Source organism: Streptococcus sanguinis (assembly GCF_020729725.1).
Lineage (GTDB): Bacteria > Bacillota > Bacilli > Lactobacillales > Streptococcaceae > Streptococcus > Streptococcus sanguinis_V.
The window spans coordinates 325811-351106 of sequence record NZ_JAJEPA010000005.1; the positions used below are offsets into that span (position 1 = coordinate 325811).

22 protein-coding genes, 3 tRNA genes and 1 pseudogene are annotated in these 25296 nt (G+C 43.9%); 4 read left to right on the forward strand and 22 right to left on the reverse strand.

The window, feature by feature from the left end:
* Positions 1–4 precede the first annotated feature (4 nt).
* Together K4I03_RS01550 and K4I03_RS01555 are read left to right on the forward strand one after the other, a co-directional pair.
* Complete coding sequence (locus tag K4I03_RS01550; RefSeq protein WP_002900304.1) at positions 5–652, forward strand: redox-sensing transcriptional repressor Rex; 648 nt, start codon at positions 5–7, stop codon at positions 650–652.
* A gap of 24 nt (positions 653–676) precedes the next feature.
* Positions 677–1369: a gamma-glutamyl-gamma-aminobutyrate hydrolase family protein gene (locus K4I03_RS01555; protein ID WP_168955521.1), complete on the forward strand. Its 693-nt coding sequence runs from the start codon at positions 677–679 to the stop codon at positions 1367–1369.
* 68 nt (positions 1370–1437) lie between these two features.
* Here K4I03_RS01555 and radC read toward each other — a convergent pair whose 3' ends face one another.
* From radC to gyrA, 3 genes are all read right to left on the reverse strand, one after another.
* Positions 1438–2121: a RadC family protein gene (gene radC / locus K4I03_RS01560; RefSeq protein WP_002900302.1), complete on the reverse strand. Its 684-nt coding sequence runs from the start codon at positions 2119–2121 to the stop codon at positions 1438–1440.
* A 120-nt stretch (positions 2122–2241) separates the two neighbouring features.
* Positions 2242–2997, reverse strand: coding sequence for a class A sortase (locus K4I03_RS01565; RefSeq protein ID WP_227963479.1), 756 nt, complete (start codon positions 2995–2997; stop codon positions 2242–2244).
* A gap of 14 nt (positions 2998–3011) precedes the next feature.
* Positions 3012–5471 (reverse strand): DNA gyrase subunit A, encoded by a 2460-nt coding sequence (gene gyrA, locus K4I03_RS01570; protein ID WP_227963480.1) that lies wholly within the window; start codon positions 5469–5471, stop codon positions 3012–3014.
* Positions 5472–5665: 194 nt separating this feature from the next.
* Between gyrA and K4I03_RS01575 the strand changes: the two genes are divergently transcribed.
* The gene (locus K4I03_RS01575; RefSeq protein ID WP_002895436.1) at positions 5666–6652 is read left to right on the forward strand and encodes an L-lactate dehydrogenase; all 987 of its coding nucleotides are present in this window, start codon (positions 5666–5668) and stop codon (positions 6650–6652) included.
* Between the two features lie 46 nt (positions 6653–6698).
* Here K4I03_RS01575 and K4I03_RS01580 read toward each other — a convergent pair whose 3' ends face one another.
* The 14 genes and pseudogenes from K4I03_RS01580 to parE form a co-directional block, all read right to left on the reverse strand.
* Entirely contained in the window at positions 6699–7115 is a 417-nt protein-coding gene (locus K4I03_RS01580) for an NUDIX hydrolase (protein WP_227963481.1), read from the reverse strand.
* 57 nt (positions 7116–7172) lie between these two features.
* Positions 7173–7244: transfer RNA gene (locus K4I03_RS01585), tRNA-Arg, on the reverse strand.
* A gap of 87 nt (positions 7245–7331) precedes the next feature.
* Positions 7332–8534, reverse strand: coding sequence for a 30S ribosomal protein S1 (rpsA, locus tag K4I03_RS01590; protein ID WP_002897515.1), 1203 nt, complete (start codon positions 8532–8534; stop codon positions 7332–7334).
* A 163-nt stretch (positions 8535–8697) separates the two neighbouring features.
* Positions 8698–8769 (reverse strand) — tRNA-Gln (locus K4I03_RS01595).
* 13 nt (positions 8770–8782) lie between these two features.
* Positions 8783–8863, reverse strand: a tRNA-Tyr gene (locus K4I03_RS01600).
* A gap of 49 nt (positions 8864–8912) precedes the next feature.
* The gene (locus tag K4I03_RS01605; protein ID WP_002921118.1) at positions 8913–9143 is read right to left on the reverse strand and encodes a DUF2969 domain-containing protein; all 231 of its coding nucleotides are present in this window, start codon (positions 9141–9143) and stop codon (positions 8913–8915) included.
* A 105-nt stretch (positions 9144–9248) separates the two neighbouring features.
* A pseudogene (locus K4I03_RS01610) lies at positions 9249–10274 on the reverse strand (branched-chain amino acid aminotransferase); the annotation flags it as partial.
* A gap of 168 nt (positions 10275–10442) precedes the next feature.
* A complete protein-coding gene (gene parC, locus K4I03_RS01615) occupies positions 10443–12893 on the reverse strand; it encodes a DNA topoisomerase IV subunit A (RefSeq protein ID WP_227963483.1) in 2451 nt (816 codons plus the stop codon).
* 244 nt (positions 12894–13137) lie between these two features.
* The gene (locus tag K4I03_RS01620) at positions 13138–13956 is read right to left on the reverse strand and encodes an aminoglycoside 6-adenylyltransferase (protein ID WP_227963484.1); all 819 of its coding nucleotides are present in this window, start codon (positions 13954–13956) and stop codon (positions 13138–13140) included.
* A 16-nt stretch (positions 13957–13972) separates the two neighbouring features.
* The gene (locus K4I03_RS01625; protein WP_227963485.1) at positions 13973–14509 is read right to left on the reverse strand and encodes a GNAT family N-acetyltransferase; all 537 of its coding nucleotides are present in this window, start codon (positions 14507–14509) and stop codon (positions 13973–13975) included.
* A gap of 29 nt (positions 14510–14538) precedes the next feature.
* Positions 14539–15144, reverse strand: a complete 606-nt coding sequence (fic, locus tag K4I03_RS01630) for a protein adenylyltransferase Fic (RefSeq protein WP_227963486.1) — start codon at positions 15142–15144, stop codon at positions 14539–14541.
* 26 nt (positions 15145–15170) lie between these two features.
* Complete coding sequence (locus K4I03_RS01635) at positions 15171–15917, reverse strand: DUF6261 family protein (protein WP_227963487.1); 747 nt, start codon at positions 15915–15917, stop codon at positions 15171–15173.
* 195 nt (positions 15918–16112) lie between these two features.
* Entirely contained in the window at positions 16113–17072 is a 960-nt protein-coding gene (locus K4I03_RS01640) for an acyl-CoA synthetase family protein (RefSeq protein WP_227963488.1), read from the reverse strand.
* 17 nt (positions 17073–17089) lie between these two features.
* Entirely contained in the window at positions 17090–19033 is a 1944-nt protein-coding gene (parE, locus tag K4I03_RS01645) for a DNA topoisomerase IV subunit B (protein ID WP_227963489.1), read from the reverse strand.
* A 190-nt stretch (positions 19034–19223) separates the two neighbouring features.
* On the opposite strand from parE, the gene plsY reads away from it, so the two are divergent.
* A complete protein-coding gene (plsY, locus tag K4I03_RS01650; RefSeq protein WP_227963490.1) occupies positions 19224–19874 on the forward strand; it encodes a glycerol-3-phosphate 1-O-acyltransferase PlsY in 651 nt (216 codons plus the stop codon).
* A gap of 39 nt (positions 19875–19913) precedes the next feature.
* Here plsY and nt5e read toward each other — a convergent pair whose 3' ends face one another.
* The 5 genes from nt5e to K4I03_RS01675 all read right to left on the reverse strand — a co-directional run bounded on the left by nt5e (position 19914) and on the right by K4I03_RS01675 (position 25284).
* Complete coding sequence (nt5e, locus tag K4I03_RS01655) at positions 19914–22070, reverse strand: cell surface ecto-5'-nucleotidase Nt5e (protein ID WP_227963491.1); 2157 nt, start codon at positions 22068–22070, stop codon at positions 19914–19916.
* Between the two features lie 163 nt (positions 22071–22233).
* Positions 22234–23502 carry a dihydroorotase gene (locus K4I03_RS01660; protein WP_227963492.1) on the reverse strand — a complete coding sequence of 423 codons (1269 nt, stop codon included), beginning with the start codon at positions 23500–23502 and terminating at the stop codon, positions 22234–22236.
* Positions 23503–23514: 12 nt separating this feature from the next.
* On the reverse strand, positions 23515–23979 hold the full coding sequence (locus K4I03_RS01665) for an NUDIX hydrolase (protein WP_002904550.1): 465 nt from the start codon (positions 23977–23979) through the stop codon (positions 23515–23517).
* Between the two features lie 8 nt (positions 23980–23987).
* Positions 23988–24641, reverse strand: coding sequence for a uracil-DNA glycosylase (locus K4I03_RS01670; RefSeq protein ID WP_227963493.1), 654 nt, complete (start codon positions 24639–24641; stop codon positions 23988–23990).
* A 10-nt stretch (positions 24642–24651) separates the two neighbouring features.
* On the reverse strand, positions 24652–25284 hold the full coding sequence (locus K4I03_RS01675) for a hypothetical protein (protein WP_227963494.1): 633 nt from the start codon (positions 25282–25284) through the stop codon (positions 24652–24654).
* Between the last annotated feature and the right edge of the window lie 12 nt (positions 25285–25296).

Below are 25296 nucleotides of genomic sequence, written 5' to 3' on the forward strand. Positions count from 1 at the left end.
TTTTGTGAAAACTGAAAAAAATACTACAATTCCCCGAGCTACTGCTAAAAGGCTTTCGCTCTACTATCGTATTTTTAAACGTTTTAATGCTGAGAAGATCGAAAAAGCCAACTCCAAGCAAATCGCTGAAGCCATTGGTATTGACTCTGCTACTGTCAGACGAGATTTTTCTTATTTCGGTGAGCTTGGCCGCAGAGGATTTGGTTATGATGTCAAGAAATTGATGAACTTTTTTGCTGACCTCTTAAACGACAATGCTATTACCAATGTCATGATTGTTGGTGTTGGTAATATGGGGCGGGCTCTGCTGCACTATCGTTTTCATGAGCGCAATAAAATGAAGGTTGTAATGGCTTTTGACACAGATGACCATCCAGAAGTTGGCAGCACAACCAGCGATGGGATTCCTATCTATGGAATTTCCCAAATCAAAGAAAAAATACAGTCAGGAAATGTGCAAACTGCCATCCTAACTGTACCTAGCGTAAAAGCTCAAGAAGTCGCATCTATCTTAGTTCAGGCTGGTGTCAAGGGCATTCTCTGTTTCTCACCTGTAAACCTATCCCTGCCTAAGGATGTGGTCGTCCAGTATGTTGACCTGACTAGCGAACTGCAGACTTTGCTCTACTTCATGAGAAAAAATGATTATTAATTTGAAAGAGGTATTAAACACTCTATGAGTAAACCTATTATTGGAATAACCGGAAATGAAAGAGAAATCCCAGACGATCACTTCATCCATATGAGCTATACAGCGACAGGATTCGTTGAGGGTGTCAAAGAAGTTGGCGGAATTCCAATGATTTTGCCAATCGGTGATGAAGAAATGGCTAAACAGTATGTTTCCATTGTCGATAAATTAATCATCACAGGAGGTCAAAATGTATGCCCTCAATTCTATGGTGAAGAGAAAACCATTGACAGCGATGATTATTTACTCAAGCGAGACATTTTTGAGTTAGCTTTAATCAAGGAAGCTCGCCGCCAAAATAAACCAATCTTCACTGTCTGCCGCGGAACCCAACTTTATAATGTCGCTTTAGGCGGTACGCTTCATCAAGATATTGAAGATCATTGGCAAGATAGCTCTGCTGAGTACACAACCCAAAGCATGGTGACCAAGAATGGTTCTATTCTGCACGAAATCTATGGACCAGCATCCGAAATCAACTCCTTCCACCATCAGAGTATCAAGGATTTGGCTACTAGCCTAGAAGTCATCGCCTATGATCCTCGCGATAAGATTATTGAAGCCATCACTTCTACTGACGACAGTCCTTTCCTTGGCGTCCAATGGCATCCAGAGTTCTTGTTTGGCTCCAGAGAAGGGGACCTAGCTCTGTTTGATTATGTTGTCAATATTCTTTAAAAACCTTTATTCCTAGATAAACTTCTGTTCTACTCGAATAGAAGTTTTTTATATTCAAGTAAATCAAATTATATCATATCTGTCTCCTCTCGGTAGCTATAGTAGTTGGATTTGGACACAATCAAATGATCCAAAAGGACCAAGCCCATCATCTCACATGCTTCTTTCATATGCTGGGTCACCTCATCGTCATTTCTGCTGGGAACGACTGAGCCTGATGGATGATTGTGTACCAGTATGATAGATGTCGCTAGATGCTTGAGAGCGTAGTGGAGAATCTCTCTTGGCTCAGCAATGCTTCTGCTTACCGTCCCCATAAAAATAGTCTGCTGGTGCAAAATTTGATTTTGACTATTAAGATAAATAGCAACCAAGCACTCCTGCCTCATATCTCCAAGTTCTTGCTGCATTTTCTGTGCTAACTTTTGACTGCCCATAATCTGCTCTTTCTGCAGAACCTCTGCTCGATTAATCCGACGACCTAATTCGATAATGGCCTGTAGCTCCACAGCCTTAATCGGACCGATTCCAGAAATAGTCTGCAATTCCTGCAAAGTTAAATACTTGAGATCGTTCAAACTAGAAATAGATGATAAAATTCTCTGAGAAACTTGAAAAACAGTTTCTTTTTTGTTCCCTGTTCTGAGAAAGATTGATAGGAGCTCCTGGTTACTGAGTTTTTCAGCCCCCTCTCTCATCAATCGCTCCCGCGGCATCATACTAATATCATCTTGAAATGAAATGCTATACATAGAAACCTCCTTACCTTATAATTCGGAAAAAGAGTCAAAATCAGCAAGAATTGATATAAAAAAACTCCAAAAATTAGAGTTCTTCCTAACCTTTGGAGTGAATTTTTTTAGTTTTCGTCTTTAAATCTGCATTTGGTTATAAGACTTACTGAAAGATTCAATAACTTCCTTAGGAGCCTTGTCATACTCGACAGAGCCTTCTAACGTTCCCTTGACAATAGTCCGGTTGGTTGCCGCGGCATCCTCACAAGTAACTAAAGTAATCTCTGTAACGCCTTCAGTATCCTCAATCAGATCCGTTCGATCTGGAGTTACCGTTTCAACACTGGTGATTACATAAGTATAGACTTGCCCTTTATCGGTGATATAGATTTTCATACCAGCCTTAGCACGATCCAGTGGGGAAAAGAGCATGTTACTAGCCCCTGTGATGCCAAAGACGTGGTGGCTAGCCAAGGCGTAATTTCCCTGTCCCATCTGCTGAGTCTCTTTCATCGTACCAGCACCATAATACAATCCAGCATTATCCAGCCCTTTGAAGATCGGCAAATTCATGGATACTTCTGGAATTGAGATACCTCCGATAACAGGCAGCTTCTGGGCTTTCCACTGAGCATTGATAACTGCTTCTGTAGAAAGCGACTCTACCTTATTAAAATCAAAGCTAGTCTCAGCATTTTTATTTTTATTAATAGAGTCTTTGGAAACCTTGCTGACCTGATATTGGTTGGTATGCCAAACCATAATCATGTTTCGGATTTGCGCATTAAAGATTAAGCCTAGGGCCACAAAAATTAATAATGTCGCAACAATATTGATAAAAATATTTCTTTTACTTTTTTGTTTTCTTTTTCGACTTCTTTTTCCTTGTACCATATAGAGGTCCTCTTTTACGATTCGTTTTCTTCCTCTGCTACATCTTCTTTATCGTCTGCTTCGACGCTTGTAAAGGTGACAATTTGTGCATTTTGGTCCAGACGCATGACCTTAACACCCATAGTTGAGCGGCCTGTCTGAGAAATATTAGCCACACTGGTCCGAATGATGACGCCTGTATTAGTGATAATCATCAAATCTTCCTCTCCAGTAACAGTCATCAGACCAGCGAGAGGTCCATTCTTATCAGTGATATTGGCTGTTTTAATCCCTTTACCACCACGGCCCTTGGTTGGATACTCACTAGCAAGAGTTCGCTTACCATAGCCTTTTTCGGTGATGACAAGCACTTCGTCTCCCTCAGCAATCACACCAGCTCCAACGACCTGGTCACCATCTCGAAGATTAACTCCGCGAACACCAGTCGCTATACGGCTCATGCTCCGGACAGCTGTCTCATTGAAGCGGACAGAATAACCAAACTTAGTACCAATGATAACATCTGCAGCGCCGTCCGTCAGAAAGACATTGATTAACTCGTCTTCATCTTTCAAATTCAAAGCCTTAAGACCGTTCTGACGAATATTAGCAAATTCTGTCACACTGGTCCGTTTGACCACCCCATGACGGGTAGTAAAGAAGAGATAGGAATCATCACTTCGGTCTTGCTGAACATTTATGATAGTCTGAATAGTCTCTCCTTCATCAAGCTTCAAGAGATTGACTACTGGCAAGCCCTTGGCTGTCCGACCGTACTCAGGAATTTCATATCCTTTGAGACGATAAACTCGACCTTTATTTGTAAAGAAGAGCAGTCTATCGTGGGTGCTTGTTGAAACCAGCTCTTTGACGAAGTCATCATCTTTGACACCAGTTCCTTGAACACCGCGGCCTCCGCGTTTCTGAGCGGTAAATTCAGTCTGGTTCAGACGTTTGATATAACCTTTATTAGACAGGGTAATCAAAACATCCGCTTCCTCAATCAAATCTTCATCTTCAAGAGAAAGAACTTCTCCCACCATCAGCTCAGTACGGCGGTCATCCGCAAATTTACGCTTGACCTCATCTAACTCTTCCTTGATAATAGCGATAACGCGCTCTGGCTTAGCCAAAATATCAGCCAGGTCTGCAATCAAGGCAATCAGCTCATCGTATTCTGACTGGATCTTATCACGTTCCAAACCAGTCAGACGGCGCAGACGCATATCGAGGATAGCCTGACTCTGGCGTTCAGATAGCTCAAACTTAGCCATCAATTCAGCCTGTGCTTCTGCGTCCGTTTCGCTATTACGGATAATCCGAATCACTTCATCAATGTGATCCAGCGCAATCAGCAAACCAGCCAAGATATGAGCTCGAGCTTCTGCCTTTTCTTTATCGAAGACAGTCCGTCGAGTCACCACTTCCTTTTGGTGCTCAATGTAGGCCAACAAAATCTCACGCAGAGACAGAATCTCCGGCACACCATTTTGAATAGCCAGCATATTGAAGCTAAAATTGGTCTGCATCTGAGTCAGCTTGAAAAGGTTATTTAGAATGACATGAGCAGAGGCATCACGGCGAACCTCAATGACAAAACGAACCCCTTCACGGTTGGACTCATCACGAACAGCTGTGATACCGTCAATGCGTTTTTCCTGCACCAGACGAACAATATGCTCATGGACCTTGGTCTTATTAACCATGTATGGAAACTCGGTTACGACAATTCGCTCACGGCCATTTTTCATCTCTTCGATTTCAGTGCGAGAACGAAGAACAATCGAACCCTTCCCTGTTTCATATGCCCGGTGAATACCAGACTTGCCCATAACCAGTGCTCCTGTCGGAAAATCTGGTCCAGGAAGGACTTCCATGATATCGCGAGTTGTTGCATCCGGATTGTCCATAACAAGCTTAACTGCATCAATAGACTCAACAAGATTATGCGGTGGAATATTGGTCGCCATCCCAACTGCAATCCCTGTCGCACCGTTCACAAGCAAGTTAGGGAAGCGAGCAGGAAGAACTACGGGCTCTCTCTCGCTAGCATCATAGTTGTCAATATAATCAACAGTGTTTTTATTAATATCACGAAGCATCTCAAGAGCAATCTTGCTCATTCGTGCTTCTGTATAACGCTGAGCAGCGGCCCCATCTCCGTCCATAGAACCGAAGTTTCCATGGCCATCTACGAGCACATAGCGATAGCTCCACCATTGAGCCATCCGCACCATCGCTTCATAAATAGAGGAGTCACCATGCGGGTGATACTTACCCATGACATCCCCTGTGATACGAGCTGATTTCTTGTGAGGCTTTTCAGGCGTCACGCCCAGCTCATTCATTCCATAGAGAATCCGACGGTGAACTGGCTTTAGACCATCACGAACATCTGGAAGTGCCCGAGCCACGATAACGCTCATCGCGTAATCAATGAAACTTGTCTTCATTTCACTAGTCAGATTAACATTTACTAAGTTTCTGTCTTGCATTAAAAAATGCCTTTCTTTCATATTAAACTACCCTTTATTATACCACATTTTCTTTAATTTTTCAGTATTTTGAACCGTTTGTAAAAACGTTTACATCGCTAGATACACAAGTTGACCGTGACAAAATATGGCAAAAGTGGTAGAATGAATGTGTACGGGAAATATTCCCTAAAAAAATAAGGAGATGTTTAGAAATGACTGCTACTAAACAACATAAAAAAGTCATCCTTGTCGGTGACGGTGCTGTAGGTTCATCTTACGCATTTGCTCTTGTGAACCAAGGTATTGCTCAAGAACTTGGTATCATTGAAATCCCTCAATTATTTGAAAAGGCTGTCGGTGATGCTGAAGACCTTAGCCACGCCCTTGCTTTCACTTCACCTAAAAAAATCTATGCAGCTACTTATGCAGACTGTGCGGATGCTGACCTCGTTGTTATCACTGCAGGTGCACCTCAAAAACCAGGTGAAACTCGCCTTGACCTTGTTGGTAAAAACTTGGCTATCAACAAATCTATCGTTACTCAAGTCGTAGAATCAGGCTTCAACGGTATCTTCCTCGTTGCTGCTAACCCAGTTGACGTTTTGACTTACTCAACTTGGAAATTCTCTGGTTTCCCTAAAGAGCGCGTTATTGGTTCAGGTACTTCACTTGACTCAGCTCGCTTCCGTCAAGCTCTTGCTGAAAAGATTGGTATCGATGCTCGTTCTGTCCATGCCTACATCATGGGTGAGCACGGTGACTCTGAGTTTGCGGTTTGGTCACATGCTAACGTTGCAGGTGTCAAATTGGAGCAATGGTTGCAAGCTAACCGCGACTTGAACGAACAAGACTTGGTTGATCTTTTCATCTCCGTCCGTGACGCAGCATACTCAATCATTAACAAAAAAGGAGCAACTTACTACGGTATCGCAGTTGCTTTGGCTCGTATCACAAAAGCTATCCTTGACGATGAAAATGCTGTATTGCCTTTGTCAGTCTTCCAAGAAGGCCAGTATGGCGTTGAAAATGTCTTCATTGGTCAGCCTGCTATCGTTGGTGCTCACGGTATCGTACGTCCAGTAAACATCCCATTGAACGATGCTGAAACACAAAAAATGCAAGCATCTGCTAAAGAATTACAAGCAATTATTGATGAAGCATGGAAGAATCCAGAATTCCAAGAAGCATCTAAAAACTAATTATAAAAAAACATCTCCTAATAAAAGGGGATGTTTTTTAGTTGTTTTATATGGATTTAACAGCAAAAATATCAATCAAATAAGGTACGATGAGCTCGCTCTCTATGTCTTTCAAAGAAGAAATCCAGACAAAGTCTGTGTGCTCTTCTGGATCTAATATAATATCACGCTCTTCCAAAATTCTACCCGCATAAACTAAGCGTGTGAAAACACTATCTTTGCTAGCATCAAACTGACTATCTTCATGGATAATCTTATCAATCCGAATTTTTTGATTAACCTCTTCCATAGCCTCACGTAGAGCTGCCTCTCTAGGCAGTTCATTCTCTTCTACACTCCCACCAGGAATGTCCCAATAAGATGGATAGACATTAGGACGACCTCGCTTTATTTTCGAGCGTTTGATAAGCAAATACTTCCCCTCTTTCTCGATCAAGATATGGGCGATTAATTTTACTGTCATTGCATGTTCCTCCAAGAAAGAGCAAAAAAAGACTCCGAAGAGTCCAGTTTTAAGTTATCCACCCTGAGAGAATCGAACTCCCATCTCAAGAACCGGAATCTTGCGTGATATCCATTACACTAAGGGTGGCAACTAATTCATTATAACTGATTTTCTTTGAAAATACAAGTGAAAATCAGAAAAAGAAGTTGAGAAATCTCAACTTCTTTTATCTAATTACAATTCAATATCGCCAAACAAATCAGCCATTGAGAATCCAGTTTGAGTTTCTGGAAGTTCAAAGTCACGTTTTTCTTGACGTTTCGGACGACGAGGACGTGATTGACGTTTCTCATCTTTTTGTCCTTCTTCTTGAGCTGGACGTTCTTCAAGAGCCTTGATAGAAAGTGATACACGCTCATCAGCAGCATTCACTTCAAGAACCTTAACAGTTACTTCTTGACCAACCTTAAGGGCATCCTTAGGGCTTTCAACACGTTTGTGTGAAATTTGTGAGATGTGAACCAATCCATCGATACCTGGCAATACTTCAACGAAAGCACCGAAATCAGTCAAACGTTTTACAGTTCCTTCAATCACATCGCCTGCAGCAAGTTTTTGCTCAACGCCATCCCATGGTCCAGGTGTAGTTGCTTTAAGAGAGAGGGATACGCGTCCTTCTTCTTCGTTCAAATCAAGAACTTTCACTTCGATTTCATCACCAACTGATACAACAGACTTAGGTGATACATTGCGTTCATGTGACAATTCAGTCAAGTGAACCAGTCCGTCAACTCCGCCAAGGTCAATGAAAGCACCGAAGCTAGTGATGCGAGCAACTTTACCAGTTACAATATCACCAACATTCAATTTACCAAAGACTTCAGCACGTGCTGCTGCAGCTTCAGCTTCTACAACTTCACGACGTGAAAGGATGAAGCGGTTTTCTTTTGGATCTACTTCTTTAATCTTAGCATCAAACTCTTGACCTACAAAACGCTCAGTGTTACGAACGAAACGAGTATCAAGCATTGAAGCAGGAATAAATCCACGGAGTCCTTCAAACTCAACTGAAAGTCCACCTTTAACAGCACGAGTGCCCTTAACAGTGACAACTTCTTCTTCACGACCAACCAATTTGTCCCAAGCTTTGCGAGCTTCCAAACGTTTTTTAGATACCAGGTAAGTTACTGTGTCTGTATCTTTACCCACTACTTGACGAAGAACAAGCAATTCAAGTGTTTCACCTGGTTTTACAAGGTCGTTGATATCAGCGTCGCGGTCATTTGTCAACTCACGAAGAGTCAAAACACCTTCAACACCAGTTCCAGCGATTGCAACATTAGCTTGGTTAGCGTCAACAGTCAATACTTCAGCAGTAACGACGTCACCTGGCTCAACTTGGCTAACACTGTTTAGCAAATCTTCAAATTCATTCATCTAAAAAAATCCTCCAACAATCAAGCTTACGCTTGACATACTACTTATTTATTTTCCTAAGCACCCGCAAATGACATTGATCTATCGTTAACGATTTCCATCCTATAAAGAAATAAAACACCTAAAGACATTTTATTATTTTATCAGATCTATTACCTAAGAACTGGGGTAGCTGGATTCGAACCAACGCATGAGGGAGTCAAAGTCCCTTGCCTTACCGCTTGGCTATACCCCATTAATATAAAGAATGGAGAGAGAGGGATTCGAACCCCCGAACCCGAAGGAGCGGATTTACAGTCCGCCGCGTTTAGCCTCTTCGCTATCTCTCCGACAATCAACGCTATCTATTATAACATTGATACAATGAAAATGCAAGCCCTATTTGCTTAAATTATAGGTTTCAATCAAAGTTTCCACAGCTCTTTCAAGTTTTTTATAAAAACTTTCAGCATTTCCATTTTTGATAATTGCAAACTGGCCATCTAGTTCGGCAATCTCTCCGATAACCTTCTTGCCTATAGCAAGACTGTAACCGTCAAATTGGTCTGCTCCGACCTTCACTTTGTTGTCTGTGATTTGAATTTCAATTTTTTTATCTTTTTTACTCATAACTTACCTCTTTCAAATTTCTATTGTACACGAAAAAGGCTGACTTCGCAAGCTATCTTAGGCTAGAATCACAGAAAAACTGCCCAATCAAGGACAGTTTTTAGATTATACTTTTACAATCCAACCTTCTGGCGCTTCAACATCGCCGAATTGAATACCAGTTAATTCGTCATATAGCTTCCGAGTGACTGGACCGACTTCTGTCTCGCTATAAAAGACGTGGAAGTCATCGCCGTGCTGGATACCACCGATAGGAGAAATAACAGCCGCCGTTCCGCAAGCTCCTGCTTCAGTGAATTTACCCAAGTCTGCCAGTGGAACATCTCCCTCAATCGGCTTGAGTCCTAGTCTGTGCTCCGCCAGATAAAGCAAAGAATACTTAGTGATGGATGGCAAGATTGACGGACTAAGCGGTGTTACAAACTCATTATCCTTAGTGATACCAAAGAAGTTGGCAGAACCCACTTCTTCAATCTTGGTATGAGTTGCTGGATCCAGATAAATCACATCAGAGAAATGCTTATCCTTGGCAATCTTTCCTGGTAATAAGCTAGCAGCGTAATTGCCACCCACTTTTGCCGCACCAGTTCCATGCGGTGCCGCGCGGTCATAGTCATCTGACACAATGAAGTTAGTCGGAGTCAGACCGCCTTTGAAGTAATTGCCGACTGGCATTACAAAGAGTGTGAAAATATATTCTTCAGCTGGTTTTACGCCGATAATATCGCCGACTCCAATCAAGAGAGGTCGAATATAAAGGGTTCCGCCTGTTCCATAAGGTGGCACATATTCTTCATTAGCTCGAACAACCTGCTTGACTGCGTCCACAAACATTTCTGTAGGAACTTGCGGCATGAGCAAGCGGTCAGCTGTTCGTTGCAGACGCTCTGCATTTTTATCCGGACGGAAGAGTTGAATACTGCCGTCCTTGGTTCGATAAGCCTTCAGACCTTCAAAAGCCTGCTGACCGTAGTGAAGGCAAGGAGAGGACTCAGAAATATGGAGTGTAGCATCCTCCGTTAGGGTTCCTTCTTCCCACTGGCCATTGCGATAGTAAGCTAAATAGCGATAAGGTAGTTTCATATATGAGAATCCTAGATTTTCCCAGTCAAGATTTACAGTCATGGTCTTTCTCCTCTTCTTCCAAACTTCATTTTTAGATACTCCCTATTTTACACCTTTTTAAGATATTTTCAAGTATTATTTTCAATTTTCAGAAAATTTTGTTATCCAATCTTTTTTCTGCTATCAAACTCATAGAAATTGAAAAAAACCAGCTCCTGCGAACTGGTTTGATGATTACTTGATGTAAGCTGAGAAGACTTCTTCATCTGAAATGGTATCAGAAATGAAACTTCCATTGCTAGTTCTCTCAGACAGGCTGAGATCAGCTAGATTAATCTCATAGGCAGTTCCTTTATTAGAAAGCACCTGCAAAATCTGCTTTTCACTGGCTTCTGCTTCAGTAGTGAAGAGGTCAAAGTCCACTGCTTCACCAAAGACTGGTCCGGCTGCAAAGACACGATGCGGCTTGGTCTTAAGCTCTCTCAGAACTTGAAGACCGCGATTTGCCCGACTGGTAACAGGAATGTCTGCGACTGCCATACGCTTGAGCGAACCGCGCTGAGTCAGGAGGTAAAGCGAGTCTGTGTTGGCGATAAAGGCTGCCGCTAGGACATCGTCTTTCTTGAGATTAATGGCTTTAACCCCAGCTGCCTTAGCTCCGATCACAGGAACTTCCTCAATATTGAAGCGAAGGGCATAGCCGTTCTTGGTCACGAGCATAACATCATCCAGCTTAATCGGCGCCAGAGCAATGACCTGGTCGTCTTCATTTTTTAGTTTAGCAAACTTGAGTGACTTAGACTTGTAGGTCCGCCAAGGACTGAACTCCTTGCGCTCTACACGCTTGATTTGACCCAGCTTGGTCGCTGCAAAGTAAGTGCCTTCCTCAAAGCTGTCCAGTAATTCTGTATAGATAACCTCTTCCTTGGTGTCAAAGTTACTGATGGTCTGGCTGAGGTGTTCTCCGATTTCTTTCCAGCGGATGTCTGACAGCTCATGAACAGGCCGGTAAATAACATTTCCCAGGCTGGTGAAAATCAATAAATGCTGAGTCGTCTTGGCTGGGCTAACAAAAATCAGTCGGTCATCGTCACGCTTGCCCATCTCCTCTAGGGTCGAAGCCGAGAAAGAACGCGGACTGGTTCGCTTGATATAGCCAGAACGTGTCACGCTGACATAGGTCTCTTCCTCAACAATCAGACTAGCTGTATCAATCTCGATGGCGTTTGCTGTATCCTGCAGCTCGCTGAGACGCGGATTGCCAAACTTCTTCTTGACATCGCGGAGCTCCCGCTTCATGAGGTTATACATAGTTCGCTCATCACCGATAATGGCTGCCAGCATCGCAATTTTCTCACGGAGCTCTGCTTCTTCCTCTTCCAGAACCACTACGTCTGTATTTGTCAAACGATAGAGTTGGAGAGTGACGATAGCCTCAGCCTGCTCCTCAGTGAAATCATAGCTGATCTTAAGATTTTCCTTGGCGTCTGCTTTGTTTTCTGAAGCACGAATCAGGGCAATCACCTCGTCCAAGATGGAAATAACCCGAATCAGTCCTTCCACGATATGGAGCCGTTTCTCAGCCTTGGCCTTGTCAAAGCGGCTGCGAGCCAGAATAATCTCCTTGCGGTGGGCAATATAACTGGTCAAGATTGGCACAATCCCCACTAAACGCGGCGTGAAATTGTCAATAGCCACCATGTTGAAGTTGTAATTGACCTGCAAGTCGGTGTACTTAAAGAGGTAGTTGAGAATCAGCTCGGTATTAGCGTCTTTCTTGAGCTCAATGGCAATGCGAAGACCGTCCCGGTCGGATTCGTCCCGCACCTCAGCAATGCCAGCCACCTTATTATTGACCCGCACATCGTCAATCTTTTTGACCAAGACCGCCTTATTAATCTCGTAAGGAATCTCGGTGATGACGATTTGCTCTTTTCCGCCCTTCAGCTTTTCAATCTCAGTTCTGGAGCGGACTACGACGCGACCTTTACCAGTCTCGTAGGCTTTCTTGATCTCATCACGGCCTTGGACAATAGCTCCTGTTGGGAAGTCTGGACCTGGCAGAAACTCCATGAGTTTGTCCACCTTGGCAGACGGATGGTCAATCATATAGATGACAGCGTCAATGACTTCGGCAAGATTATGAGGTGGAATGTCGGTCGCATAACCAGCGGAAATCCCAGTTGCTCCATTGACCAAGAGATTAGGAAAGGCTGCCGGCAGAACGGTCGGCTCCTTCTCAGTATCGTCGAAGTTCCAAGCAAAAGGAACGGTATCTTTCTCGATATCCTGCAAAAGATAGCCAGCCATCTCAGACAGCCGCGCCTCAGTATAACGCATAGCCGCCGGTGGATCACCGTCCATGGAACCATTGTTCCCGTGCATCTCAACGAGAATCTCACGGTTTTTCCAATCCTGAGACATGCGAACCATGGCATCGTAGATGGAGCTGTCACCGTGAGGGTGGAAATTCCCCATGATGTTCCCGACAGACTTGGCTGACTTGCGGTAGCCCTTGTCAAAGGTGTTGCCGTCCTTATTCATCGAATAAAGAATACGGCGCTGAACAGGTTTCAAGCCATCGCGAATGTCCGGCAAGGCCCGCTCTTGAATAATGTATTTGGAGTAGCGACCAAAACGCTCTCCCATGATGTCCTCAAGGGACATGTTTTGAATGTTACTCATATAGGATACAAATCCCGTAAAATACAAAGCGAAAATAGGAAATTCTTGCAGTGAGCGATGCTCACAAGAGAATTTATCTTTTTCACACAGTATTTAGGGCGTGTTCAACTCCTTTCAAAGAATGTAGAGTAGTTTTTTATAAAATAAAGGATATTTTACGGAAATTAGTCCCGTGTTCAGTTACTATAAGTAACCAAACTATCCTTTCTGTAGTTTAATGTTTTAAATTACGTTCTTTATTTAGTCAGTGATTGGGAAGTCTTGCCTCAGCATACTCAATCATCTTTTCTGCAGTTGCTTTGTCATAGTGGAAGCCAGTTTTGAGAGAGAAGTCTTGTGCTTCTTTGTGGAAAAAGTGCATGGTAGCTAAGAGAGACTTGGCAAGGCTTTTCTGGTCAGAAAAGTCAAGCAAGGCTGTAAATTCTTTCTCTTTCTCGGTAGGCAAATACTGAAAGAGGTACTTGTAGTTCTTGCCAACATCGACTGTTCCCTTAGCCGCTGCCACTTTCCAAGCTAAAAGCTTGAGCAATTCTTGCTGACAGATTCCATACAGATGATCCGTCGCATAGACCAGGTGGTTCCGATGAATGCCCTTGACCACATAGGCTGATACCCACCAGAACTCATTGCAGGATTTGTCAAAGTCAGTCGCACTGGCTGGTGCGGTCCAATAGCGCTTGGGTGTCGGTGCATAGGGAGCAAACAGTCCCTGCGGGTCATCCAGAACCGTGAAATCCGCTTCGCTATCTACCCACTCTTTGATGTGCTCCTTGGAGCAAAGGGTCAAATCTATCCGATTGCCACCTTCAAAGAGCATGAGATAGAGGCGGCGATGGTCTAGTAGGACATGCTGCTCAATCATGCGCTTGCCAAACTTTTCCAACCAAGCAAGGTCAGCCACCAGAGCATCCAAATCCTCCACAATGTAGACCACATCATAGTCTTGGAACTCGTCCTTGGGAGCATTTGGGTTTGTCCGCGAGCCGGACATAGCGACAGCGTAAACCTGTAGCACTTTTGCGGTTTGCAAAATCACATCAAACATCTCGGTTTCAGTTCTCATGAGAATACCTGCCTTTTTAGTTGAAACTCTTGATTCTGTAGAGGACATGTCTATAAAGCGGACTGTCAGCTGGAACTTTTTCATTATCAAATTCTTTGACAAATTCCATACCTAGCTTTTGCATGACTTTTTGCGAAGGGAGATTGAGTAAGGATGTAAAAGAGTAAACTTCTGATAAGCCAGCTTGCTGAAAAGCAAAGTCTAGACAGGCTTGGGCAGCCTCCGTTGCATAACCACGATTCCAAAACTCTTTTCGCAGACGCCAGCCGATTTCTACAGCTTCTTTTCCAGCGAAAATCTGTAAATCCGAATGGTGCAGACCTACCAAGCCGATGAACTCCCGACTGTTCTTTTCTTCAACAGCCCAAAGACTGTAGCTATAAGCCTTAACTTCATCTTGAATACCCTGATAAATACGCAAGGACTCCGCTTGACTATATGGCTTTGGGAAATACTGCATGACCTCTGGATCCTGATTCAGAGCAATCAAAGCTTGCAAATCAGATTCCTGTAAGTTCCGTAAAATGAGACGGTCAGTTTTAAGCATTGTCATCTAATCACTCCTCTACAAACGTTCTTATCTCACAACTCCTCAGCTTTATATAGGCTATAGCCTTCATAGTAGTAACTATGGTCTATGCCCTTCATGTAGAGGTGGCGGTTATGAATGTCCTTTGTGAGGGCTTGCTTGAGGACGTGCTTGATTTCTGTGTCTCGAATGGGGCTGCGCTCCATGGCTAGGAGGTAATCTTCCTTGTCCACTTGAGACCAGTCCACAACTTGCCCCAGCTCAGCCTTGAGTAGGTGGTCCAGCCAAAGCCTCATGCTCCTACCATTCCCCTCGCGGAAAGGATGGGCAATATTTAGCTCCACATACTTTTCGACAATCTGATCAAAGGTCTGCTGAGGCATGCGGTCAATATTTTCCAAGGAAGCTGACAGATACATGACAGGAGCAAAGCGAAAATTCCCTTTTGAAAGATTGACTGTCCGAATCTGACCAGCAAAGTCATAGATTTCTTCAAACAAGAAAGCATGAATAAAGGCCAGAGTGGCATAGGTGCCAGCTGCTTTATCGTCCAGAAGCTGCTCTTCAAAAAGCTCTTTAGCTCGGGTCTTGCTGATTTTTTCTTCCATCTTTGCTAGTTCAAGCGAATCCGTCAGACCCAGTTTATTGTCAAGAGTCATCGGCTGTCTCCTTTCGTCAGAAGTTGCTAGTTCGCCTCCGCCACTTCTTCTTTCACCTTCTTAGCAGGTTTGCGTTTTTTGTAGCGGCTGCGGATGGTGTTGAGGTGGTCGCGGAGATTGACCACGTGAGTTCTTTCAGGATAAGCGTAGGCAATGATTGCAGTGAAATCCACTAGAAAATCATAGATTTCTTGCAGCTTGAAGCGGACGTTCTTATTCTGGCTCGGTGTCTTGCCCTTGAGCTCAGTCAATCGCTCCTTGTAGACCTTTTCAAAGGCCTTCTGAGCAGCAGCCAGACTGTCGACATGGGCTTCCAGATGAAGCTTAGCCAGTGCTGTCTGGTAGGTCGGCTTTTTCAGCGCTAGGAGTAGGTGGTTGATGCCCTCGGTCTCCTTTTCCAAGCTAGTTGCAGCTAGACCAGTGTAGTTTTTCAGGAGCTGAGACAGGGTCTCGTAAGCTTCCTTTGTCGCTGCGTCCTTGACCCGTGCAAAGGCCCGAACCAAAGACTGGAGCGTGCCCAAAGCATCATCACGCTCGCGGTCAGCCTGATCCAAACTAGCTACCAGCTTGCTGGACTTGGTCTGATGAAGCCCACCCTGCAGCTGTTCCAGAAGTTTGTCCATCTCATCCAGCTTGGTCGTGTAAATGCCATCCACCTTATTTTCCTTGATAAATGCCGCAACCTCGCTCCGACTCTCAGACATGAGCTGGAAAAATTCATTGTTTTCTAAATTGCGTACAGTTAAACTAGTGATTCCATATTCTTTTTTCATAAAACTCCTCTTTCTTCATGTGTTTTTTAATCTTTTGCTACAAAACCGCTCAGAACACATGTAAACGTTCGGCTTTTGCTCTAAAAATGCAAATCACACATGTGTGATTTGGTTTTTTGCTCTGAAACAAGCAATTCTTCATGTGTAATTTACTGTTTCAGAGGTGACGAGGATGATTCTTCGTGTGGGGTGAAGTCATTTCTTTTTCAATTCATTTAACTTAGATAAATTTTTTCCCATTTCCATACTGAGAATCACAAACAAGGTTGAAGAATAAATATTATCATACCATTGTTCCAATTCCTCATCATTCATATTTAGATGATATTGCTTATCGTTGTTATGCCTTAATCCTCCCTTGTTATACATCTCAGAGAGCCTATCAAAAGCAATAATTTTTGATTTATCCTTATTTAGCCGCAATACTTCTTTTAATTCAGTATAAATGACTTTTGATTCATCAGATAGTTTTTTAGGTCGTTCAAACTCCTTGAGATACGGCTCCAAATAGCCTGCTAAAGAAAGAAGTATCTCTTTCTTACGCTGTATATTTCCCTTATTTAAAAAATGATTATATTCTAAAACCTTTATCGCATCTTCAATATTAGTTTCAGATATAATCTGAGAAACTTCCGAGGCATAAACATTCTTTTCAACGATAATTTTGTCACCATTTTCTAAAGTAATCAGTTCATGATTTGATTCATCTAAAATTATGTTTATATTTTTTCTAATTTCACTTATTAAATCAATAAATCCTTCATAATTCCGGACTCTTATATCTAAATTCAAGCCCTCAAACACATCCAGCAAACATTCAAAAAATGTATATAGAGTATCAAAATCATTACAGTGATTAATTTCTAATTCGTCCAGTAACTGAGTAAACGAAGTTGTAGTTCTTCTTTTTTCATACCCAAAAAAATCATTGTGAATCATATTCATTAATGTCCATTCATCTGTGAAGAAATCCTCATGAGTCGAACCATCAACGTCAACAAAATCATCAACCACTGGTGTTCCATTGGGGGAAAGTTTCATTTTCGGGAAGCACATTACAACCTTATGTTCTAATAGTTGAACTATTTTTTTATATTCATTATGTGGATCCATTTCATTTTCTTTTAGTAATTCAAAATAATTCTTCCTTGTCATTTCTTATCCTTTATTCCTTAAAACACAGTCGCTTCTTCTAGCGTAAACTTGACATTATCCTCAATCCACTTGCGGCGTGGTTCGACCTTGTCGCCCATGAGGACATTGACGCGGCGTTCGGCGCGGGCTAGGTCTTCGATGGTGACACGGATGAGGGTGCGGGTGTCGGGATTCATGGTCGTCTCCCAGAGCTGGTCGGCGTTCATTTCACCGAGCCCCTTGTAGCGCTGAAGCATGGCACCTTTGCCAAACTTGCGGCGCAGGTCATCCAGCTCGCCATCGGTCCAAGCATACTCGACGACTTCGCTCTTGCCCTTGCCCTTGGACATCTTGTAGAGAGGCGGCAGGGCGATATAGACGCGGCCAGCCTCGACCAGTGGGCGCATATAGCGATAGAAAAAGGTCAGCAGCAAGGTCTGGATATGGGCACCGTCAGTGTCCGCATCAGTCATGATGATGATCTTGTCATAGTTAGCATCCTCAAGGGTAAAGTCTGTACCAACACCCGCTCCAATCGTGTAGATCATGGTGTTGATTTCTTCGTTCTTGAGAATATCGGCCATCTTAGCCTTAGCAGTATTGATAACCTTACCGCGCAGGGGCAGGATGGCTTGGAACTTACGGTCACGGCCTTGCTTGGCAGAGCCACCGGCAGAGTCTCCCTCGACCAGATAGAGTTCGTTCTTGGCTGGGTTCTTAGACTGGGCCGGAGTCAGCTTACCAGAGAGCAAGCCCTTGTCTTTTTTATTCTTCTTGCCATTCCGGCTTTCGTCACGCGCCTTGCGGGCCGCTTCTCTGGCATCTCTGGCCTTGATAGCCTTGCGGATAAGGTTAGATGCCAGCTCGCCATTTTCCAAGAGGAAGAAGGTCAGCTTGTCAGAGACGATAGAGTCCACGGCCGGACGAGCCAAAGGGCTGCCCAGCTTGTCCTTGGTCTGGCCTTCAAACTGCAGGTGCGCCTCAGGGACCAGAATGGACAGGACAGCTGCCAGACCCTCGCGGTAGTCCGAACCTTCCAGATTCTTGTCCTTTTCCTTGAGCAGACCTGTTTTTCTGGCATAGTCGTTCATGGCCTTGGTAATAGCGGTCTTGAGCCCCGTCTCATGGGTACCGCCGTCCTTGGTGCGGACGTTATTGACAAAGGACAGGATATTATCGGCGTAGCCGTCGTTGTACTGGAGAGCCACCTGGACTTGGAAGCCGCTCTCCTCGCCCTCGAAATAGAGGACAGGAGTCAGGGTTTCCTTGTCTTCATTGAGATAGCTGACAAAGTCTTCAACCCCGTTCTCATAGTGGAACTCTACTTCTTCGCCAGTGCGAGCATCGGTCAGCGACAGACGGACATTCTTGAGCAGGAAGGCTGATTCCTTAAGCCGTTCAGCAATGGTATTATATTTGAAGTCTTTCGTTGAAAAAATCGTATCATCCGGCATGAAGGTCACTTTGGTTCCAGACTTGGACTTAGGTGCCGTGCCGATTTTCTTGAGCGTAGTGACTGGTTTTCCGCCATTTTCAAAGCGCTGCTTGTAAACAGTCCCATCGCGTGTGATTTCCACTTCCAGCCAGCTAGACAGGGCATTGACAACAGAGGAACCTACACCATGGAGACCGCCTGAGGTCTTATAACCACCTTGGCCGAACTTACCACCGGCGTGGAGAACGGTGAAAATGACCTCAACCGTGGGAATACCCCTAGCATGCTTTCCGACTGGCATACCACGTCCGTGGTCTGCAACCGTCAGACTGCCGTCTTTGTTTATCGTCACATCGATCCGGTCACCGAAGCCTGACAGGGCCTCATCGACAGCATTGTCCACAATCTCCCAGACCAAGTGGTGGAGTCCCGCTCCGTCGGTCGATCCGATATACATCCCCGGACGTTTGCGGACCGCATCCAACCCTTCTAATACCTGAATGGCATCGTCATTATAATTGTTAATATTGATTTCCTTTTTTGCCACAAGAACCTCCTAATGATTCATCTTTTCTATCTTACAAGTTTTTAGCAAATATTGCAAAGATTTTTTTGAAAAAACTGCTGATAAGGACTGATTTTACACGAAAAACGATCCAATATCCGAGTAGACATTTCCTGCTATAAATTCTATCCTTTTCTATTGTAAGAAAGCGAAATAATGGTATAATAAAATCATGATGAACACGATAATTGGATTAATACTAGCATACTTACTTGGCTCTATTCCGACTGGACTTTGGATTGGGCAAATTTTCTTTAAAAAAAACCTGAGAGAATACGGCAGCGGCAATACCGGAACGACCAATACTTTCCGTATTTTGGGAAAGACGGCGGGGACGGCTACTTTTGCTATTGACTTTCTCAAAGGAACTGCAGCGACCCTGCTGCCTTTCTTTTTGCATATTGAGGGAGTTTCGCCGCTTGTCTTTGGCCTCTTGGCTGTAATAGGCCATACTTTTCCTATCTTTGCTGGCTTTAAGGGCGGCAAGGCTGTGGCAACCAGTGCGGGGGTTGTTCTGGGCTTCTCACCAGCCTTCTTTGTCTATCTGATTGTCGTCTTTGCCAGCATCCTCTATCTGGGGAGTATGATTTCTCTAGCAAGCGTGCTCTCAGCAGTCATCGCTATCCTGTCGGCTCTGCTCTTTCCTCTAGCTGGCTTTATACTGCCTAGCTATGATCTCTTCTTCACTCTGATTATCATTACACTGGCTTTGATTATTATCCTCCGGCACAAGGACAATATCCAACGCATCAAACAGAAAAAAGAAAATTTAATCCCTTGGGGCTTGAATATCACCCATCAAAATCCTGAGGCAAAGAAATAAAACGGAAGTGAACAACTTCCGTTTTATTGTGTCTTCTAACTAGTCTTCTTTGTGACTTTTCTTGATTCCTGCCAACCCAAAGAATCCTAAAACCATACCAACTAGGCTCAAGGCAACTGCTGATTCGCTGCCTGTCTGTGGCAGTTCTTTAGCTGCAGGATCCTTAGTGAAGGTCTTAGCAACATGAACGGCTACTTGCTTAGTTTGTTTTGGAGTATTAACCAGTGGAGCTGCCTGTTTTCCAGGATCAGCTGCTTTGGCACCAGTTGGGTAGGAAGCCGCATTAGCTGGATCCGTTCCTTGCTTAATTTCTTCAATATCAGTGTAGCCATCGCCATCTGTATCCTTAGTGGATGAAATAGAGATAGCACGTGAGTTGGGATTGATAACTGAATAGGCAGTCAAATCAGCTTTTGCAAGATAGTCTGCGAAGGCCACATCCATAGATGGTCCTTCTTCGCGAGGGCCACCCAGCATGGTATAGCCGTCACCACCAGCAGCCAGGAAGTCATTGGTCGTCAGATAGTAAGTCTTATTTGGATCAAGAGGCTCATAAATACCCGTTTCTGTGTTCTTAATCTCGATGTGGAGAACACGCTGATTAGCTGGCAGATTGGTGTCATAGTAGACTTTAGCTCCAGAGATTTGCAGGTAACCACCACTTGGTTCTAGCAAGGGTTGTCCATTCTCATCCAGCACAGGCTTGCCATCTTTTTCCTGAAGAATAGAGCCCAGAGATTTGGCAAACATATCTGCGATATTTTGACCAGTTACCTTGATTTGAGAAATAGTGTTCCCAAAAGGCAATACAGCGATAACATTTCCCTTGGTGATTGGCTTGTCTTTAGCAATAGTTTCCCGCAGGCCGCCTCCGTTAGTAACAGCCAGGTCTGTTTTATTGGCAAAGCCAGTTTGACCATAATCGTAGAGAGCATCAGCTACGACATTACCTAGATTGGTTTCACGAACGCGGACATTTTCACGGTCGCCATTAAGCTCTACAGGGCTGTTTGCCACGACAACCTTAGCATTATCTGCGTCGTATCTGGCTTTAATCTTGCTGACCATGTCAGCTACTACTGGGTCTGGAGCGACTTTTTTAGCTGTTTCAGCAGGGATTTGCTGAGGATTACCAAGAAGTTGATTGGCCTTGAATGTCACTTTTCCGATATTGTGTAGGTAGCTACCGGTCTGGTTGTAGGTGACATTATCGCCATAAGTAGTAGACTCTACTGTGTGGGAGTGGCCGTCAATAACGGTTACGCGCTTGCCCTTGAGCTTAGGATTTTTAGAAAGAGCTTCACCCAATGTTGAGCCTCGCCACTCAATTGGCGTGGTCGTGTCAACACCCAAGTGAGCCAGAACAACGTAGTTTTTGTAGTTTTTTCCTTCTGCCGCTGCGCGTGCTTCTATTTCATCAATGACCCGATTAACCTCTGTGATTGGATCAGTGAAGGTCACACCTTGGATGTTTTTAGGGTGAGTTTTTGTGGCAGTTTCAGGTGTTGTCACACCGATTACCACAAACTCATCTCCCTCAACCGCTGGATCCTTGTCTACAATAGTAGATGCTTGGAAAACTCGAGCATTGTTGGCATAGGTATTGGAACTTAGGAGTGGGAATTTAAGAATTTCCTTGTATTTCTTTGCCTCATCTAGACCAAAGTCAAACTCATGGTTTCCGACTGCCATAGCATCGTAGCCTATTTCATTGAGGATTTTCGCTCGTTCTTCACCTTTTGAGCTATTGGAAATTGGCAGCCCCTGGAAGGCATCACCCGCATCCACAACTAGCACTTTAGGATTTTTAGCGCGCTCTTCCTTGATAACAGTAGCCAGCTTAGCATCACCGATAACGCCTTTTTCCTCTACGATGCGGCCATGCACATCGTTGGTATGGAGAATTGTAGCCTCTGGCAAGTTTTCAGACTGGGCTGGAGCTGCAGCGGCTTCTGTCGCAGCTGGAGCAGCCAGAGCAGCTGCATTCTGACTATCTGCTGGCTTTTCTTCTGCTGAAGCTGCTGGAGCAGTTGGTTGCGCTGCAGATGCTGCCTCAGCAGCTGGCTGATTGGTCAACTCAGCCTTTGCTGGCTCTGGACTAGCCTGAGCCTCTTCTGCAGAGACTTGATGAGCCAAAAAAGCAGGTGCCAAAAGCACTGTCGATAGAACAGGTAAGATGAAAAATTTCTTCTTCATATAACGAACACTCCTCTTTAGTATTTTGTTATATTATACATCTTTTTTGCTTAAAAAGGAACTAAATCAACACTATTTCAACAAACATTCGGTTTTTCAGAAAATTACTAGAAAATTTTCTGTGTTAAAAAAGGCTCTGAAATTCATCAGAGTCTGAACTATATTATCCCTCAAAGACAACATCCCCATCACAGATGGTAAACTTCACTTGGCCTTTCAGCTTTTCACCAACAAAAGGTGAATTGGCTGCTTTGGAGGCAAAATGATCAGTCACAAGTCTATCTGCTTCTGGATCAAATATAGTCAAATCGGCTGGACCATCCTGAGCGATGAAGCCAGCATCGAAACCATACAACTGAGCCGGATTAAGAGTCATTTTCTCTAAAAGTTCCATCAAGCTCAGATGACCAGCCTCAACTAGGTAGGTCAGTCCCAGAGAAAGCGAAGTCTCAAGCCCAGTCATGCCAGAAGGCGCTTTAGTGATGTCTTCAACATTTTTCTCGTCAGCATGATGTGGAGCATGATCCGTCGCAATAACAGAAATGACACCAGATTTGAGCCCCTCAATAACCGCCAGCCGGTCCGATTCTAAGCGCAGAGGGGGATTCATCTTAGCATTGCTGCCCTTGGTCAATAGCAGAGCTTCTGTCTTAGAGAAGTGCTGAGGTGCTGCTTCAGCAGTGACTTGAGCGCCAAGATTCTGAGCGAATTCCACCACCTTTACACTCTCAGCCTTGGACAAATGCTGGATATGCACATGAGCCTTTGCATCATAAGCAATCATGACATCGCGGGCAATCATGCTGTATTCTGCCACACCTGTCGCGCCGCAGATATGAAAATGCTCTTTAGCGATATGCTCGTTGAAACCAAGTATGCCGTTGAGATTAGGATCTTCCTCATGCAAGCTGATAAAGGTGTCATTTTTACGTGCTTCCACGAGCGCCTTGCGGACAATGCCAGCGTTGGTCAGCGGAATACCATCATCAGAAAAACCTACTGCACCAGCCGCCAAGAGTTCTTGGAAATCTGTCAGATGCTGCCCATCAAAATTCTCTGTAATCGTCGCGACCGACTTGATATGGATATTTTCACGACTAGCCGACTCTAGCACTTCTTTCAGAGTTTCAACTGTAGAAATGGTCGGATTGGTATTGGCCATCATGACAACTGTCGTAAAGCCACCTGCTGCTGCTGCCAAAGCCCCCGTATGAATGTCTTCCTTATGAGTCTGGCCCGGCTCTCTAAAATGAACATGTATATCCACCAAACCTGGAGCCACAACCAAACCACTGGCATCAATAACTTTTGCTCCTTCTGCCTGCAAATCTTGACCGATTTTAACGATTTTCTTCCCCTCGACCAAGAGGTCAGTAATTTGGTCAAAACCAGTCTTAGGATCCATAACTCGTCCGTTTTTGATTAATAGCATCGTCTTATCTCCTTATTCGTAAAAGTCCACCTGCGTATCCAACAGCTTATCCCCGTCATAAACAAACTTTGCTGAAAAGAAAGGCTTGTCTTCTAAAAGCCACTCAACAAAAGTATGATCGCCTTCCCAAGTTGGTTTAGACAAAACCTGATCATAAGGCACCCATTCCAAAGTCCCTTCATTGCAGTCAATCAGTTCACCCTCGAACTCAGTCACCTTAAAGACATAGGTGTACCAGTCCAAGTCGGGAGTAAACTCTGGGAAAGTGATAACACCTTTGAGAACGGGCTTGGCCTTTAGACCTGTTTCTTCTAGAATCTCGCGTGCAGCGCATTCCTGCGGGGTTTCTCCACGCTCTAGCTTGCCACCGACACCGATCCATTTTCCAGCGTGAACATCATTGGGCTTTTTATTGCGATGCAACATAAGAAACTCTCGACCATTATCGATATAACAAATCGTCGCTAACTGAACCATACTACCTCCTAAGCTAACCAATCGATAGGCTCCAAGCCCTTAGCTACTAAAAAATCATTGGTACGAGAAAAAGGTTTACTACCAAAGAAACCACGGTAAGCAGACAAAGGGCTTGGGTGAGCTGACTCGATTATCAAATGTTGAGAATTGCTAATCAGGGCTTTTTTCTTGCGCGCGTAAGAACCCCAGAGGATAAAGACAACTGGATCAGATTTTTCATTGACTACTTTGATAATAGCATCCGTAAAAGGCTCCCAGATTAAGCCAGCATGCGCATTGGCCTGGCCAGCAGGTACTGTCAGACCAGCATTGAGCAAGAGAACGCCTTGCTTAGCCCAGGAAGTCAAATCATGCGACTCCTTCACTCCGATATCATCAGACAGTTCTTTGAGAATATTCTGCAAGGAAGGCGGAGCTGGAATATCATCGGGTACAGAAAAACTTAGGCCCTGTGCCTGTTTCGGTCCGTGGTAGGGATCCTGCCCTAAAATAACCACCTTAACATCCGCTAAATCTGTTGTCTGAATCGCATTAAACACCTTTTCCCGAGGTGGGTAAATAGTCCCTGAAGCATACACTTCATCTAAAAAATGATTGATTTTTGCAAAATAACCTTCCGGCAGCTGCTCCTTAATCAAAGCGTGCCAAGCTGAATGCTGCATACATGTCTCCTTACGTCTCAATTTCACGAACTTGTTCATCTAGCTCTATGGCCGGATAATGGTCGGCTAGATAAGAACTAAAGCGACTCCAATTTTTCTCTTTGTACCTAAATGGCATAAACTGTTCCCTATAATCTTGATTTCTGACAATAAGGAAGAATTTCGGCGGCAAAAGAGACATGCTTTTCTTGCCCTTGTATCGACTATATTTCTGATATTTATTCAAGAAAATCTGCCAAATTTGAGAATCCATCTTCCTAAAACAGAAATAGTTATGATAAGTAATGAGGCAATTCTTATAAATCAAAAGCTTTAATTCTTTGTCATGAAAGTCAGCCTCTTCTTCTATTGTTCCAAAATCAGGAGTTGGAGATAATTCCTCCGTCATTATTTTAAGATATTTTCTATGCCTGCTGATATGCTCAGTTAATTCAAGAAATCGAACAAAAGCGAAACCAGAAATAATAATTCCACCAGCGACTCCCACATAAGCACTTTTTCTCTCACTCTTACCCGCTTCTTCCCGTACATATCCACTTCCATTATGAACCAAATAAGAAAAAGCAAAAACGGTCAGCAAAAGCAAAAGCGTAAGAAAAACGATTTTGTATATAAAATTAAAAAACAAACTTCTCTTTATCATAAAATTTTAGAG

Coding starts and splice junctions, on each gene's coding strand:
- K4I03_RS01605 (WP_002921118.1), bottom strand. CDS start 9,143: ATGAGTAAAAAAGATAAAAAAATTGAAATTCAAATCACAGACAACAAA.
- K4I03_RS01665 (WP_002904550.1), bottom strand. CDS start 23,979: ATGGTTCAGTTAGCGACGATTTGTTATATCGATAATGGTCGAGAGTTT.
- parC (WP_227963483.1), bottom strand. CDS start 12,893: ATGAGTAACATTCAAAACATGTCCCTTGAGGACATCATGGGAGAGCGT.
- K4I03_RS01565 (WP_227963479.1), bottom strand. CDS start 2,997: ATGGTACAAGGAAAAAGAAGTCGAAAAAGAAAACAAAAAAGTAAAAGA.
- K4I03_RS01620 (WP_227963484.1), bottom strand. CDS start 13,956: ATGAGAACTGAAACCGAGATGTTTGATGTGATTTTGCAAACCGCAAAA.
- rpsA (WP_002897515.1), bottom strand. CDS start 8,534: ATGAATGAATTTGAAGATTTGCTAAACAGTGTTAGCCAAGTTGAGCCA.
- K4I03_RS01640 (WP_227963488.1), bottom strand. CDS start 17,072: ATGACAAGGAAGAATTATTTTGAATTACTAAAAGAAAATGAAATGGAT.
- fic (WP_227963486.1), bottom strand. CDS start 15,144: ATGACTCTTGACAATAAACTGGGTCTGACGGATTCGCTTGAACTAGCA.
- K4I03_RS01575 (WP_002895436.1), top strand. CDS start 5,666: ATGACTGCTACTAAACAACATAAAAAAGTCATCCTTGTCGGTGACGGT.
- nt5e (WP_227963491.1), bottom strand. CDS start 22,070: ATGAAGAAGAAATTTTTCATCTTACCTGTTCTATCGACAGTGCTTTTG.
- K4I03_RS01625 (WP_227963485.1), bottom strand. CDS start 14,509: ATGACAATGCTTAAAACTGACCGTCTCATTTTACGGAACTTACAGGAA.
- K4I03_RS01675 (WP_227963494.1), bottom strand. CDS start 25,284: ATGATAAAGAGAAGTTTGTTTTTTAATTTTATATACAAAATCGTTTTT.
- K4I03_RS01660 (WP_227963492.1), bottom strand. CDS start 23,502: ATGCTATTAATCAAAAACGGACGAGTTATGGATCCTAAGACTGGTTTT.
- plsY (WP_227963490.1), top strand. CDS start 19,224: ATGATGAACACGATAATTGGATTAATACTAGCATACTTACTTGGCTCT.
- K4I03_RS01670 (WP_227963493.1), bottom strand. CDS start 24,641: ATGCAGCATTCAGCTTGGCACGCTTTGATTAAGGAGCAGCTGCCGGAA.
- gyrA (WP_227963480.1), bottom strand. CDS start 5,471: ATGCAAGACAGAAACTTAGTAAATGTTAATCTGACTAGTGAAATGAAG.
- radC (WP_002900302.1), bottom strand. CDS start 2,121: ATGTATAGCATTTCATTTCAAGATGATATTAGTATGATGCCGCGGGAG.
- K4I03_RS01635 (WP_227963487.1), bottom strand. CDS start 15,917: ATGAAAAAAGAATATGGAATCACTAGTTTAACTGTACGCAATTTAGAA.
- K4I03_RS01555 (WP_168955521.1), top strand. CDS start 677: ATGAGTAAACCTATTATTGGAATAACCGGAAATGAAAGAGAAATCCCA.
- K4I03_RS01580 (WP_227963481.1), bottom strand. CDS start 7,115: ATGACAGTAAAATTAATCGCCCATATCTTGATCGAGAAAGAGGGGAAG.